Origin of the sequence: Brevibacillus reuszeri (assembly GCF_001187725.1) — a bacterium.
Classification (GTDB): Bacteria; Bacillota; Bacilli; order Brevibacillales; family Brevibacillaceae; genus Brevibacillus; species Brevibacillus reuszeri.
Genome location: NZ_LGIQ01000009.1, coordinates 363,932 through 378,040 on the forward strand (window position 1 = coordinate 363,932; position 14,109 = coordinate 378,040).

Annotated in this window: 13 protein-coding genes and 1 pseudogene; 2 read left to right on the forward strand and 12 right to left on the reverse strand. The window is 46.9% G+C overall.

All coding sequences use genetic code 11. The features are described 5' to 3' along the window. Nucleotides 1-297 precede the first annotated feature (297 nt). The 10 genes from ADS79_RS16330 to ADS79_RS16375 form a co-directional block, all read right to left on the reverse strand. Complete coding sequence (locus ADS79_RS16330; protein ID WP_049739484.1) at nucleotides 298-1,500, reverse strand: M20 family metallopeptidase; 1,203 nt, start codon at nucleotides 1,498-1,500, stop codon at nucleotides 298-300. A 6-nt stretch (nucleotides 1,501-1,506) separates the two neighbouring features. Beyond that, the gene (locus ADS79_RS16335) at nucleotides 1,507-2,475 is read right to left on the reverse strand and encodes a carbohydrate kinase family protein (protein WP_141261182.1); all 969 of its coding nucleotides are present in this window, start codon (nucleotides 2,473-2,475) and stop codon (nucleotides 1,507-1,509) included. Next, nucleotides 2,412-3,197 (reverse strand): BtpA family protein, encoded by a 786-nt coding sequence (locus ADS79_RS16340; RefSeq protein WP_236700006.1) that lies wholly within the window; start codon nucleotides 3,195-3,197, stop codon nucleotides 2,412-2,414. Before ADS79_RS16340 ends, ADS79_RS16335 begins: the two co-directional genes overlap by 64 nt. A gap of 63 nt (nucleotides 3,198-3,260) precedes the next feature. Then, nucleotides 3,261-4,262 carry an ABC transporter permease gene (locus tag ADS79_RS16345; protein ID WP_236700007.1) on the reverse strand — a complete coding sequence of 334 codons (1,002 nt, stop codon included), beginning with the start codon at nucleotides 4,260-4,262 and terminating at the stop codon, nucleotides 3,261-3,263. Beyond that, on the reverse strand, nucleotides 4,255-5,757 hold the full coding sequence (locus ADS79_RS16350; protein WP_049739487.1) for a sugar ABC transporter ATP-binding protein: 1,503 nt from the start codon (nucleotides 5,755-5,757) through the stop codon (nucleotides 4,255-4,257). Before ADS79_RS16350 ends, ADS79_RS16345 begins: the two co-directional genes overlap by 8 nt. A gap of 87 nt (nucleotides 5,758-5,844) precedes the next feature. Then, nucleotides 5,845-6,813, reverse strand: coding sequence for a substrate-binding domain-containing protein (locus ADS79_RS16355; protein ID WP_049739488.1), 969 nt, complete (start codon nucleotides 6,811-6,813; stop codon nucleotides 5,845-5,847). Nucleotides 6,814-6,834: 21 nt separating this feature from the next. Continuing rightward, nucleotides 6,835-8,121 carry an ArgE/DapE family deacylase gene (locus ADS79_RS16360; RefSeq protein ID WP_049739489.1) on the reverse strand — a complete coding sequence of 429 codons (1,287 nt, stop codon included), beginning with the start codon at nucleotides 8,119-8,121 and terminating at the stop codon, nucleotides 6,835-6,837. Nucleotides 8,122-8,157: 36 nt separating this feature from the next. After that, nucleotides 8,158-8,892: a glutamine amidotransferase gene (locus tag ADS79_RS16365; RefSeq protein WP_049739490.1), complete on the reverse strand. Its 735-nt coding sequence runs from the start codon at nucleotides 8,890-8,892 to the stop codon at nucleotides 8,158-8,160. 33 nt (nucleotides 8,893-8,925) lie between these two features. Next, nucleotides 8,926-9,837, reverse strand: coding sequence for a ribokinase (gene rbsK, locus ADS79_RS16370; RefSeq protein WP_084765933.1), 912 nt, complete (start codon nucleotides 9,835-9,837; stop codon nucleotides 8,926-8,928). A gap of 109 nt (nucleotides 9,838-9,946) precedes the next feature. Then, on the reverse strand, nucleotides 9,947-10,963 hold the full coding sequence (locus ADS79_RS16375) for a LacI family DNA-binding transcriptional regulator (protein ID WP_049739491.1): 1,017 nt from the start codon (nucleotides 10,961-10,963) through the stop codon (nucleotides 9,947-9,949). A gap of 436 nt (nucleotides 10,964-11,399) precedes the next feature. Here ADS79_RS16375 and ADS79_RS36695 point away from each other — a divergent pair. Then, nucleotides 11,400-11,674: pseudogene (locus tag ADS79_RS36695) on the forward strand (transposase); the annotation flags it as partial. Nucleotides 11,675-11,874: 200 nt separating this feature from the next. Further along, nucleotides 11,875-12,369 carry a hypothetical protein gene (locus ADS79_RS16380; protein WP_049739492.1) on the forward strand — a complete coding sequence of 165 codons (495 nt, stop codon included), beginning with the start codon at nucleotides 11,875-11,877 and terminating at the stop codon, nucleotides 12,367-12,369. Nucleotides 12,370-12,915: 546 nt separating this feature from the next. On the opposite strand, the gene ADS79_RS36700 is transcribed toward ADS79_RS16380, so the two are convergent. Then, a complete protein-coding gene (locus ADS79_RS36700) occupies nucleotides 12,916-13,077 on the reverse strand; it encodes a helix-turn-helix domain-containing protein (protein WP_084765935.1) in 162 nt (53 codons plus the stop codon). Between the two features lie 145 nt (nucleotides 13,078-13,222). Beyond that, nucleotides 13,223-13,612, reverse strand: a complete 390-nt coding sequence (locus tag ADS79_RS16385; RefSeq protein WP_049739493.1) for an immunity protein Imm33 domain-containing protein — start codon at nucleotides 13,610-13,612, stop codon at nucleotides 13,223-13,225. Between the last annotated feature and the right edge of the window lie 497 nt (nucleotides 13,613-14,109).

Sequence of the window (14,109 nt, forward strand, 5' to 3'; positions counted from 1 at the left end):
CCCCCTCCTAATTAAACTTTTTAATCGCCAATCCATCATACCACATATTGGAATTATTCTGCCTGTTAGTTGAATAACTGGCGCCAGTCTAACACTTTATTTCTCAGTCTAGTACTTTATTTTTCGGTCTAATACTTTATTTTACAGTCTACAGCTTTATTTTTATGGAACAATTCGCAGCTCGTTTCCCATACCACTCTCCTCCTTTTACTACCAATCCACTGCTAACCAATAAAAAGTCGCAGGCTTGAAGGAGAGCCTTCTACTCTTCTTCAAGCCTGTTTTTTCACTGATTCACTATTTCGTCTCAGCCTCGCCTAGGTAAATCAGAGCTAACTCGATATAATACTGGATCGACTCCAAGTACTTCGTGATATCTACCCACTCATCGGGTTGATGCGCCATGGTCGGTTCTCCCGGTCCGTAGATCAGAACGGGAATTCCATTCAAATAAGGCTGGTAGATAGAGGCATCCGTATAGTAATTCACTCCTTTTGGAGATTCCTCCTTCTCCATACCTGCGACCTTCATCGCTGTACGGATGAAGAGATTGTCAGCGGAGGTATCGACACAAGCCATATCATTTAAGACTTTTACTTGAAAAGAAGCAGATAGACTCTCACTTGCCTGCTTGGCGAGCTGCTCTATTTCTTCGAGAATCTTGGCGTGATTTTGTCCCGGAACCGTCCGGATATCGAGAGTGATACTGCATTGATCCGCGACGACATTGGGACTCACTCCGCCGCGGATCATGCCGATGTTCATGGTAGAGCCGCCGAGAATCGCATGGGGTACATGCTCCAATTGATAGTGATTCAGCTCGGTCATAAAACGGTGGATCGCCTGGATGGCGTTGATGCCGTGATGAGGCATGGAGCCGTGCGCTGTTTTACCAAACATGGTGACTTCCAACCAGAGTGCTCCTTTATGGGCAACCATCACTTGATTGGAGGTCGGTTCGCTGACCACGATGGCGGATGCATGATCCAACTGCCCTTTTTTCACCACCTGTTTGGCCCCTAGGCAATCCACTTCCTCCCCAACCGTTCCCACGAAAAGCAGATTTCCAGGCAACGAAATACCTGACTTGGCGAGACACTCCATGGCGATGATCATGGCTGCCACACCGCTTTTCATGTCTGTAGCTCCACGGCCGTAGATGCGCTCGCCCACTCTAACGCCCGCAAACGGTGGGTACGTCCAATCCATCCCCCCGATCGGAACAGTATCGAAATGTCCACTAAATACAAGGGTTTTTTCCTGATCCTTGGACGTCTTTCTTGTCGGATCACCGTTCAGTGAGACAAGCAAATTGGTTCGATCCTCTGCTACTATATCCAACTCTATAAATAATCCGCTGTTCAATAGCCTATTTTGAATCGCTTCAGCCACAGCCCGTTCCGCGCCTGGCGGATTCACACTGTTGATTTGGATAAGCGACTGCAAAAAGGAAATGGCATCCTCTTGATCTATTTGCGCAAACAGATCCTTACCTTCCATCCTCACCTAACCTCCCCATTCCCCAATATGTGGCAGACCTGTCCGCGCACCGACGTGTTCCACGACACGAGCGCCTAGGGTAATGCCAGCCTGCAAAACCTTTTTCTTGTCCCAGCCTCGCGAAAAACCGTACAGTACGCCGACTGCAAAAGCATCTCCAGAACCAGTAGAATCTACCGCTTTGACTGTTAAGGAGGGATGGTAGATTCGTTCGCTTGCTGAGCTGTAGACAGCCCCTTCCTTCCCCATTTTGACAAAAATCTCCTTCACGCCAAGTCGATGAAGATCCTGCAAGGCCAGGTCCACTCCCCGATCGCCAACCAAATCCTGCAGCTCTGAGCGATTCACAAACAAGATATCTGTCTGGGCAAGTAACGCTTGGAGTGGCTTCAGTCCTTTTTTAGTCAACAAGGAACTAGGATCAAAGGAAATACGTAATTGCGGTTTTTTCTTTTTCCAAGCGAAAAGCTGATCGGCGATGGGCAAATGAGGACTGCTCAGATGAAGGAAGTCAAGCCCGAGACAAAAGTCGTCTGGCACCCGGTTAACTTCGTACTGGACATTGGCACCTGGATAGGTATACATGGTACGTAAACCCTGCTTGTCCACCAGCACCAGCACCATCCCGGACGAGGCCTGGTCGACGATCTGAATGTGGTCACACCGCACTTTTTCCATGCTGTCCAGTAAAAAGGACGTGTAGGCATGTTGGCCGACTGCACCCAAAAAATACACCTCTTTGCCCAAACGAGAAAGACCAACAGCGACATTCGCTGCTGATCCCCCCGGCAAAAATTGCAGGCTGCTCACTTCTGTCTCCTGATCAACTTCTGCGAAGGCGTCAACCTGACAGATCATATCTGTATTTACAAAACCGTGAACCGCGATTTTCCCCATAGCCATATCCCAGCCTATCGTAAGGATTGAACCTGATCCATGAAGCGTTTGACCTTCTCCGTGTCTACGCGCTCCCACCAGTTCCCGTTCTCTTTCAAAAAACTGCCGACGATAGCGCCATCGGCTACCGAAAGAATCTTCTTCGCGTTCTGCTCGGTCATCCCGCTCCCCACAATAACAGGCAGGGACGCATTTTCTTTGATCCCCAAAATCTCATCCAGAGCTGTTTCATCCCCGGTGCGATTTCCGGTCGCAATCAGAATATCCGCATCGAAAAACTCATTATCCCGCGTCTGCTCCGACAAGCTGCGGTCCGCAACAATCGCATGACTCCCATGCTTTACATGGACGTCCGCAAGAATTTTGATATCGTCACCAAACAGCCTCGCTTTATATCGCATTGCCTTCGCAGAGGAGCCTTCGATAAAACCTTCATTGGCGATGTAGGCGTTGACCCACTGGTTGGAGCGTACCCATTTTGCCTGAATCGCTTTCGCAATCGCGATGGCAGGCAAGACCGCATTCGCAAGGCAGTTGACCCCGATTGGCACCTTGGACATTTTCGCCAGCTCGACACCGACTGCAGTCATCGCAGCGACAGTCTCATGACCGAAGTCCTCCGGCTTGGGAAAAGGAAGATCCCAGGCATTCTCAATCTGCAATCCGTCTATTCCGCCTTCGATCAGCCTGCTAGCATCCTCTAGAGCAAAATCAATCATCTCGTGGACTGATTCCCCTTTATAATGGGGCGACCCGGGCAGTGGTTTGAGATGAATCATCCCAATAATCGGTTTTTTCACTGGAAGGATTTCCAACAATGCATTCTGTTTAGGGGGGAAAATTCCACCACTCATATTGATCACCTACACGCTCATTTTTTTTCTTGCTTTGATCGAATTCAGCCAAACAGCCAGCAAGATCACGACACCCTTGATCATGAGCTGATTATATGAAGATACATCCAAAAGGTTTAATCCGTTGTTGAGGATGGAGATGATAGCGACCCCCATCAAAGTCCCGATAATCTTCCCTTCACCGCCAAAAAGGTTGGTACCACCCAAAACAACTGCGGCAATCGCATCCAGCTCAGATCCGGTACCGGAGTTGGGTGAACCGGTAGAGAGACGGGAAGCGAGAATAATCCCGGCAATCGCCATGACTGCCCCACCTAGGACATACACGCCTGTCTTGACCAGATTCACATTGATCCCACACAACCTCGCCGCTTCTTCATTGTCTCCGATCATGTAGACGTATCGGCCAAATCGGGTGTGCGTCAAGAGGATATGACCGATGACGACGACGATCACCATAATGATCACCGGAATCGGGATTGGACCGATATATCCGCGTCCCAATGCGCGAAATGCAGCATCGCTTACCGCAATCGGATTTCCTTGTGTGTAGACAAAGGCAAGTCCAGATAGAATCGTCGTCATTCCCAAGGTGACAATGAACGGCGGGATTTTTTGCGTCGATACGATCGTTCCCATAAACAATCCAATAACCCCGCCGACCATGATCGCCAAAAGCACTGCGAGCGGAATCGGCACTCCAGCCACGATCAAGCCGCTGACTACTACTCCGCTGACCGCGATTTGCGAGCCTGCACTCAGATCAATTCCTCCGGTAATGATGATGAACGTCATCGCCACCGCCATGATGCAGAGAACTGTAGCCTGTCGCGTCACATTGATCAGGTTGTCGACGGTTAAAAAATCCGTAGTAACAATGGATAATATGACAAACAGCAACACGAGTCCGATCATGGTACTGCCTTTATCGAAGATGACAAACAAATTTTGTTTCCAGTTGCTGTTCTTCAGTTGGGTGACTTCCAGTTCCGATGAGGTTCCTTTAAGCACTTACTCCACCCCCAAATGCGAGTTTCAGAATGTTGTCTGGTGTGATTGCATGTTTATCCAACAGTCCAGCAATGGAGCCTTCACGCATCACGATGACCCGATCGCTCATCCCGACGATTTCCGGAATTTCGGATGAGATCATAATGATAGCGACTCCCTGCTGAGCTAACTGACTGATCTGTGCAAAAATTTCTGCCTTCGCTCCGACGTCTACCCCGCGGCATGGCTCGTCCAGGATAAGAATGCGAGGCTCCTGGATGATCCAGCGGGAAAGGATCGCTTTTTGCTGATTGCCTCCGCTCAAGCTCGAAATCGGCTGCTCCAGCGTAGCGGTCTTGATGTTGAGCTTTTTTCGATATTCCTCCGCGATCTGCTTCTCTTCCGTTTGATTGACCAGCATGTTTTTCACATATTTTTTCAGGTTGGACATTGTAATATTGGCACGTACGCTCTGTTTCAATGCCAAGCCTGTTTCCTTGCGATTCTCTGTCACAAAACCAAGTCCCAACCTTATCGCATCCGATGGTTTTTGAATCTCGACCTTTTGGGCGTCGATGAAAATCTCACCTGAATCTGTCTTCAGCAGTCCGAACAAGGCTTTGGCGATCTCTGAGCGGCCTGCGCCAACCAGCCCTGCTACCCCAAGAATTTCTCCTTGGCGTATCTCAAAGCTGATATCCTTCAAGACTCCACGCTTGGATAGCTTCTCGACACGAAGGATGGGCTTGCCCAAGTCCACTTCTACTTTATGGAAGTAATTCGTCACTTTGCGATTCACCATCAACTCCACCAGGGAATCGACATTGTAGACCTCTTTCAAAGGAAGGGTTTTGATGTGTGTGCCATCACGCAGGACGGTGACTGTATCACAGATTCGGAAGATTTCGTCCATGCGGTGCGAAATGTACAAGATGCTGACACCTTTTTTCTTCAGCTCTTCGACAAGGGATAAAAGCACTTCAGTCTCCCTTTCAGACAAGGAAGAAGTCGGTTCATCCATAATTAAAATTCGGGCTTGCTGGGAAATCGCCCGTGCGATCTCTACCATTTGTTTTTGTGCAATGCTCAGTTCCCTCACTAGCATCTTGGGGTTGATATCAAGCTGCAGGAAGGAGAAAATCTCCTTGGCCGCGTGATTCATTTGTTTCCAATCAATCAGCCCTAGTTTCGTTACAGGCTGCGCGCCGATACAGACATTCTCTGCTACCGTCATATTCTTCATGACATTCAATTCCTGATAGATACAGTGAATCCCCAATTTCTTGGACAGCTTTGGGTCCATTTGTTCGATTTCTTTTCCTTCAAAGAAAATTTGGCCGTTGGTCTTGTTATAAGCCCCGGTCAAAATTTTCATCAAGGTCGATTTCCCCGCTCCGTTTTCTCCAACCAGGGCATGCACGCTTCCAGGGTAAACGGTCAAGGAAACATCAGAAAGCGCTTTAACCCCTGAAAACTCCTTACTGATGCTTTGTAGCTCCAGAATAGGTGAACGCAAAACAGATCTCTCCTCTCACATGATCTAGAGCATCTTTTAAAGAGTGGGGCTCGGCTTGCCTCAGGCTTGTCGAGCCCCGTTCCTCTCCTATTTTTTGAAGTATTCATCCACATTGGACTTGTCCATCAAAATGACAGGAATGCTAATATTCTTCTCGAGCTGCTTGCCTTTGATCGCTTCGATGGCCGCTTTGACAGCTGCTTCCCCGATTTTTTCAGGTTGTTGCTGGATCATCGCAAGAATTTTGTCGCCACGGATTCCTTCCGCTGCCTCTGGTGTTACGTCAAAGCCAACGATCTTGGTCTTGGTGTTTTTGGCGGATTCGAGAGCCGCGAGTGCTCCGAGAACACTGTTTTCTGCAGTAGCGTAGATGTAATCAACGTCGGGATTAGCCTGTAAGATGTTTTCGACGGTAGCCATTGATTTTTCACGGTCATAACCAGGCTGATCGTTCAAAATATTGACACCGCTTACATTGCTGAGAACTTCCTTGAATCCACGCAGGCGCTCTTTTTGTACAAAGGATTGTACGTGGGTAACGACCGCAATTTTCACGTCTTTTCCATCTGCTTCAATCTGTTTTTTCAGATGCTCACCGAGTTGTTTGCCAGCTTCGTAGTTTTCTGTCCCGATAAACGTGTCTACTTTGTCACTCGGTACGACAGAGTCAGCCGTAATGACCGGAATGCCTTTTTCTTTTGCTTCTTCCACGACCGGAACCACACCCGCGTTGTCTACGGCAAGCAAGATCAGACCGTTGACGCCCTTTTGCATATAATCCTCAACAGCAGATACCTGTTTGGCAAGATCGAGGTTCGGATCATTGACCAAGAGCTTTACGCCTGCCTCTTCGGCTGCTTTCTTCATGCCGTTGTCGATATCGATGAAAAACTGGTGGCGCAGAGTTGCCGTCGATACCCCAATCGTAATCTCTTTATCCGCAGGAGCTGCGGAAGCTGGTGGATTGGCAGGCTGGTTTCCCGCTCCCGTGCTTCCGCATCCTGCCATGATGGACACCAATGCAGCCAATGCCAACAACGATGCTTTTTTTACCATTTCTCATTACCCCCTGTAGTTTCAATCGTTTGTATTTGATTCCACTCCACACCAAGAAACGATAAATTGGGCATATACCTCGATCAGCGTAAGGAACTGGTCCACTGGAACCGATTCGTCGATACAATGGCACTGTCTTGGATCTCCACAACCCAGAATGACGGTCGGGATATTGGCGAATCCAGCGAGCAAACGGGCATCACAGCCAGCAGGCATTCCTTCGATGACCACCTCGTCTTGCAGCACCTGTCCCAATACCTCTTTCACTTCCTGGATCAGCGGATGCGCCACTGGCGTTTCAAATGGGAACCCTTCCTGATAGACAGTTACCTGCGGTGGATGCGCGCGTAACCATTCATCTCCGAGAACGACACGGTCGATCGCATCCAATACCTGCTGATGTACGCGGTCACGGGTCTCTTGATACGACTCTCCCTGCTTCGGCTGGTAGTGTAGGCAGGTTTTCAGCGTGCAAGAGCCTGGAACCACAGAGCCAGCAATACCACCTTTGATCTCCCCGAGATTGATCGTAGGTCCTGGCAACAACGGATGTCTTTGCGTCATCAGCCAGTGATGCTCCAATTCCTTGATCGACTGATAGATTTTGATAGCCTTGTCGATGGCATTGACGCCTTCCCACAGTTGGCTCGAATGAAGACTTTTTCCCTCTACCTTAATCTCGTGGAATAGAAAACCCATATGCGCCGGCTGAATGTGCAGCTGCGTAGGCTCTCCGACAATCGCGGCGTCTGCCGTATAGCCCCGTTCCACGCAAGCCAAAGTCCCATTCCCGCCACCTTCCTCGTCCACTACGGACTGGATGATGAGATCTCCCTTAAGCTTTAGACCCATCGTATGGAGCACCTGCGCCGCCAGAATCATCGCGGCAAGGGAGGCCTTCATGTCAGTCGATCCCAATCCGTACAAGACATCTCCCTTTACCTGACCGGAAAAAGGATCATCCGACCACTTGGCCCGATCACCAAAAGGCATCGTGTCGATATGTCCATTGAGAATCAGCGATCTGCCGTTGCCTGTTCCCTTCCATACACCGACGATATTGGGACGTCCTTCGTTTTTGTGGCCCAGATTGGCTCCCGGGTACTTCTTGATTTTTTCATCATCCACACAAAACTCGTCGATCTCAAATCCTAGCTGCTCAAGCTTTTTCTTGATGATGGCTTGTCCAGCCTGTTCGTTTCCTCCGAGCACCCCGTGGCCGATCACCTGGGTATCGGTCTGGACCAACTCGGAGAGGAAACCAATGTACGCATCCTTGTTTAGTCGAACCAACTCATTCACTTGCACGCGAACACCTTCTCCCTCTTGTGTATATGCCTTTCTCTAGCGCTTGATCTGTTCCAATATGCGTGCCCACAGCTTTTGATAGTGCTCCCAGTCCATGAACTCTTTGGGTCCCCAGTGTGGAGCGCAATCACTGGCGAAGCAGGCTGTTTTCCCCTTGCCGTAACTACCAAGTACGAGGAATGGGTCCTCCTCGATTTGAACAAGCACGTCCGCATCCGCTTTGGCAGCAAAGCGGTTGTAGCCGAGGAATCGCGGCCAACTACCCAAGCCCTCAGTGACAGCATGCTCTTTTATCGTTTCCGGCTGTACGCCCTGCGGTTTTTCTACTCGGTCATCACCATCCATCATGACTACTGGCAGGACATCTGCGAGTACGGAATTTTTATAGTTGGCTTTCCCTTCAATTCCCATGAAGGAGAGATAGCCGCCAATCATCATGAAGCCACCGCCTTTAGCCACATACTCCCGGATAAGCTCCAAACTGTTTGGAATGATTTCCATCTGGTAGAAGGTCGCGTTTTGCAGCAGGAATGTGTTGGCACCGATGTCACTCAGCACGATCGCATCATACTTCTCCAGTTCTTCCAGCTTTTTCGGAAAACGCACCTGTACTTCATGGGCAGGCATGTAATCTACGTCGATACCAGCGTTTTGCAAGCATTGCAGCAGATGTGTGGCACCTTCTTCATATTTCGTCGACGTGAAGCTGTCGTACCCTTTTGTATGAATCATATGAACAATCCAGGATTCTCCAATAAACAATACTTTCACAGGTATGCACTCCTTTTATGTGGTAAAAAATTTTTATTTGCACAATTCCGAAAAATGAACCACTTCCTCAAGTGTCGGCATGCCCTGCTGTGCACCAAAACGCCCCACCGATACGGCAGCCACCTTGTTGGCAAATGAGATTGCATCAGGTAAGGCGTGACCACAGCCGATCGCGTAGGCCAGTCCGACATTGAATGCATCTCCCGCACCAGTCGTGTCGACGACCGGTACCTGATGACCGGGAATTCGCAGCAAGGTCTTGCCCTTTTCCTTGTATGCCGCACCCTGAGCTCCAAGCGTTGTGATGACATGACGAACGCCTTGTGTCAGGATGGCGTCCATACACTCTTCCAAGCCTGTTTGTCCCTCGGCAAGAATCGCGAGCTCGGTCTCGTTGGGCGTCATGTAATCTACACAGGCCAAGAGTTCTGGGGGCAGTTTTTGCGCCGGTGCAGGATTGAGAATCACTGTTTTTTGAAGCTGCTTCGCTACTTTTGCAGCGTACGTCACCGTCGCAAGCGGTATCTCCAATTGCATCAGAACAATATCTGCTCTCTCAATCAACTCGATCTGGGTTTCGATGTCAGCCGGTGTACAACGGGCATTGGCACCTGGAACGACGATGATAATGTTATCTCCTTCGGCTAGCACGATGGAGGCGGCTCCCGTTTCAGCGGACTCCGTATTCTTCACTCCCGTGCTGTTTACCCACCCTGCCTGCAGAGAGCTGAGGAGTTCACTACCAAAATGGTCTTTACCAACTCTTCCAATCATGGCAACCTCTGCTCCAAGACGCGCGAGTCCGATTGCCTGATTCGCTCCTTTCCCTCCCGGAACGAATTGCATACTTTTTCCCAATAACGTTTCTCCCATGACAGGCAAACGTGGAGCCTGGACAACCATGTCCATATTCAAGCTTCCAATTACGACGATATTTGGCTTCACTCTTCCACCACTACTCCTTCGACTTTCGGAACGTCCCGACCGTCCTTTCTCTGTACAAATTGATTTCTCTGACTCAACTCTTCGGGCGTCTCAAACTTGTCGGAGAGAACTACTTACTGCCAGACATCACGCTTTTACGTGTGGACTCCCTGACAATGAGTGAGACACCCAGTTCCACCGTTTCATAATGAGTACTTGAAAGATTGATTCTCTCGATCAGCTTGTTAGCCGCCAGCTCACCAATTTGGTAAATCGGTTGTGCAATCGTGGAAAGTTCCGGCTCGGTGATCTCCGTCAGATTGACTCCGTCAAAGCCGCAAACTGCCACCTGTCCCGGCACGGAAATACCCCGGCGTTTCAACCCTTTCAATACGCCAACAGCCATCTGGTCATTTCCTGCAAAAATACCATCCAAATCCGGGTGCTTGCCAAGCAAGGCTTCTACGGCTTTTATGCCTCCGTCGATGGTGAAATCTCCTGGGATCATCAAGGTTGGCGTATACCAAGACTGCTGTTTCGCCACTTCCTCATAGCCCGCGAGACGTTCCTTTGCCGTGGTCAGCTCCTGAGGGCCGTAGACATGGGCAATTTTTTTACAACCAACATTCAGCAGATGCTCGACTGCTGCCTTGGCACCTCCAAAGTTATCGACCTTTATGACGCATCCAGACTCCATGTTTGGCGCCCGATCCAGCATAACAAAAGGAATCTGCGCCTCTTCCATCCGTTCCAGATCTTCTCGTACCAGATTATTAGTTGCGAAGATAATCCCGTCGATGTACTTCTTTTTCAATACCTCGATATAGGACCGTTCCTTCACCCCCATATCGTCCGAGTTACATAAAATGACGGTATAGCCGTTGTTTTGAGCGATATCCTCGACTCCTCTGGCGAGGCCAGGAAAAAACGGGTTGGAGATATCCGGCAAAATCAAAGCGATCGTCTTCGTTCGTTTGCCCGCCAATCCTCTCGCCATCTGGTTGGGCTCAAACTTCAACTGTTGCATCGCTTTATTTACTTTTTGCTCGGTTTCGCTATTTACGTATCCTTTTTGATTCATCACCCGTGACACCGTAGCTACGGAAACCCCAGCAAGTTTGGCTACATCTCTAATCGTTGCTTTCATAATTCCCTTTCACCACCGACTATGTGTAACCGGTTTACTAAAACTCTTATTTATCAAATTTTGCATATAAAAAATGATGCGAAACCGGTTACCTAAAAGAATAATCTGAATCTATCGACTAGTCAATATTATATTTAAAATCTGAATTAGAAAATTGTTCCTCCGCTCCCGTGCTCCTTAACAAATCCACCTTGCCAAGATGCAAATAAAAACAGTCTCAAAAGCGAATATTGAGTAAAAAAATAAAAAGCAGATCCTTACGAATAAACACCACTCCATTTGTTAGTCGTATCTAACAAATGTTGTGCCATTCATGTAAGAAAATCGGCTTTTTTCATCGTGTATCTATTTTGCAAACTGTTCAAAGTCAAGTCAACAATAAGATAATCCTGTTCTATTACGTTTGCCATATGACAGATATAACCGGCTTCATCTTCAGGCGAAAGGGAACCCGGAAATTCAGGTCAGCATGAATTAACTCTGGCAAAAGAAGCAGGCTCGGGAGGTACTGCAAAGTGAGGAAGGTTACCAGCTTTCCGTTCGTCGGATGATTGAATCGGTAAGTGTGTTTGGGCAAATGATGAACAACCTGGTTTCCTGCTTCGCAGCTTACCCAAAGTAAGTTTGGAGGTCGGTTGGCTTTTGCTGGCACACAATCTGCTCAAATGGGCAGCCAAGAACCAAAAAGCGCGAGTTACGGAGGATTTGTAGCCTTCAGACTCGCGCTTTTTGGCTTTTTGCTATTTACCTTGCAATAATGACAATGAACAGAATAAATCACGAAACTCATCTTCCTATAAAATGGTAGTAATCCGTCCCTATGCAACTCCAAAACACCATTTTTCAACCCATTTTACATAATTTAGTAACAAAATTTGAATTAACACGTCATGTAATAAGGAGGGATAAAATTGAAGCTAATAACTTATGCTGTATTACTATGTACATTATACTTTATGCCAACAACTCATGTGGTAAGTGAACAAACCGAAACGACAGTTAGTAGTAATATGGGGGAAATGTACAGCTTAGCACTTGATAGCTATATGCCACTCGATACTGCTTTAAATCATGAAATTCAATTCATAGCCATAGACTTCAGTACACTACAGGATATTGAACAGGATGACAAAGAATATATTACTAACTACTTTAAGAAATACAATGTAAATGTTATTGATTCTACTTTGGATAATCTCCGAAAAAAAGGCATGTATGATCCAGAGACATTAGTTCTAAAAGGCTTATTACTTAAAATCACAAAAGCTGACTTTTCTAACCAACAGGTAATATTAGAAGGCACCAAATATCGTGCTGGAGATGGCGCTATTGGGGTTAAAACTATCCTGGAGAATAAGGATGGTAAATGGAGAGTTATCGAATCAAAACTAATCTGGATAAGTTAGAAACTATATAAGTTTCACGCTCTATAACTTGAGTGTGAGACTTTTTCTATTCAAAGGTACATTCCAATATAACAGTCTTTTATTAAAGTGTTGAATACCTGTTCTTAGTAATCAAGTAATGGTAGATCTCAGTCGCAGCACCTATAAATCCTCTTCTATGTGCGGCTAATTATGTTTCGTACTTATTTGTTCGACCAACTGGATTATCTGTATGTAAATAGATTGTATCGATCCTTGAGCCATGTTCGCAAATATATTAAACTATCCTGTTTTAAGAAGGTTTTCTTGTTCATCTTCCCCAAGGTCATGATCATTCGGTTGTTATTCAAGAATTCAGTGGCATCTTAATAACTTCTGGTTAATCTCGAAACCGTTAGGACAGTCCCTTGAATCATCAACGAATAAATTGATCTTGTCTTTGATAAGGTTTATCTCCTTTCCCAATAAAAACAGTATTTAATCTAATTCAGCTCCGTTGTAGAATCCTTCACTTTTTCAATTTCGTTATTAACTCTCTGACTGCTTGCTCTCCATATATGAATGCTACTACAACTTCGTTTGAATTAGTACTTTTGCCCACTCTCTAAAAAAATTCACTTTTAGTGTCAGTTGATTATTTTCAAGTTTGCTAATTTTACTGGGAGTGTAATTAAGTACTTCTGCTAGTTTTGCTTGAGTAAATCCTGCTCTTTTTCTATATGCTTCCATTACTTGCCCAAGGTATGTAACAAGGATTCACAGGATCAAGCTCTTTTCCCATATTAAACCCGTCCAATTTCCAGTGTCACGAGGGGGTGTTGGAACGAGAAGCTATAGCGCTTGCCGTGCAATATTTTCCGAATTCTGAACCCACTCACAAACTCCTGTAATCAATTTCTATCTCCTCTTTTGTTCCCGTTTTGAAAAAACGTATCTTTCCTTTATCCTTTACAATATATAAATCCGTTCCAACTGGCATATTATATAACATAAGTATAGAGGGATCGATGTTAGCAAGTGTATTGAAATCTAAAAAAACATTATTCTCGGCTATATTTATATATGATTCGCTATCTGATTTACCGATGAAGCGCCAACCATTATCCTCAGGGGCTACAGATTTTACTCTAAAGCACCATTTAATTGGAGTTTTTCCATTGAAAATACTTTTTGTGCATATGCATCCACCAGCATTCTCTATGAAAATAATTGGCTTTTTGATGCCTTTCCTTATTTTCCAAGCGTTCCAAAAATTCCAAAGCATAAATTTCCTCCGTTCCAAATTGGGGTCTGTGGGGGCAAAATTGTCTTGGTCTGGGCGTGTCTACGAAAATCCACTTGAATTGCCCGTTGAATGTAGAAAAGCGATGGGCGTGTCGAGAGGTGTGGCCGACCGCTACAGGACCTGCATTGACATATTTAGGGGTCGTATGGCTAACACCGCGGGTTTGGCCGCGCTGCTCCGTTCCATTGTTCCAAATCCTGAGGTGATATCAACTTCGTAGGGAGCAGTTTCTCAATTTGCCAGGTCACGGCGCTAACATGCCCACCGTGGTGGGAACCGAACCGCCCGCGAGTGGACACGGCGAACTTCCGCGATGGGGTCAGAACCAACAATTCAGATCGACGCTAATCCCCACCCAGTAGTTACAAATAATCCCATAATAATAGATGCACATAACAACCATTGTGTTGCGATATCCTGCCCTTTCGTATTATGAGGTCAGCCAGTTTTTACTGGTTGACCATTTTTTATTTGGT

What these genes read in the sequence shown, in the direction of transcription:
- ADS79_RS16375 (WP_049739491.1), bottom strand. Translation starts at nt 10,963, where the DNA reads ATGAAAGCAACGATTAGAGATGTAGCCAAACTTGCTGGGGTTTCCGTA.
- ADS79_RS16355 (WP_049739488.1), bottom strand. Translation starts at nt 6,813, where the DNA reads ATGGTAAAAAAAGCATCGTTGTTGGCATTGGCTGCATTGGTGTCCATC.
- ADS79_RS16385 (WP_049739493.1), bottom strand. Translation starts at nt 13,612, where the DNA reads ATGCTTTGGAATTTTTGGAACGCTTGGAAAATAAGGAAAGGCATCAAA.
- ADS79_RS16330 (WP_049739484.1), bottom strand. Translation starts at nt 1,500, where the DNA reads ATGGAAGGTAAGGATCTGTTTGCGCAAATAGATCAAGAGGATGCCATT.
- ADS79_RS36700 (WP_084765935.1), bottom strand. Translation starts at nt 13,077, where the DNA reads ATGGAAGCATATAGAAAAAGAGCAGGATTTACTCAAGCAAAACTAGCA.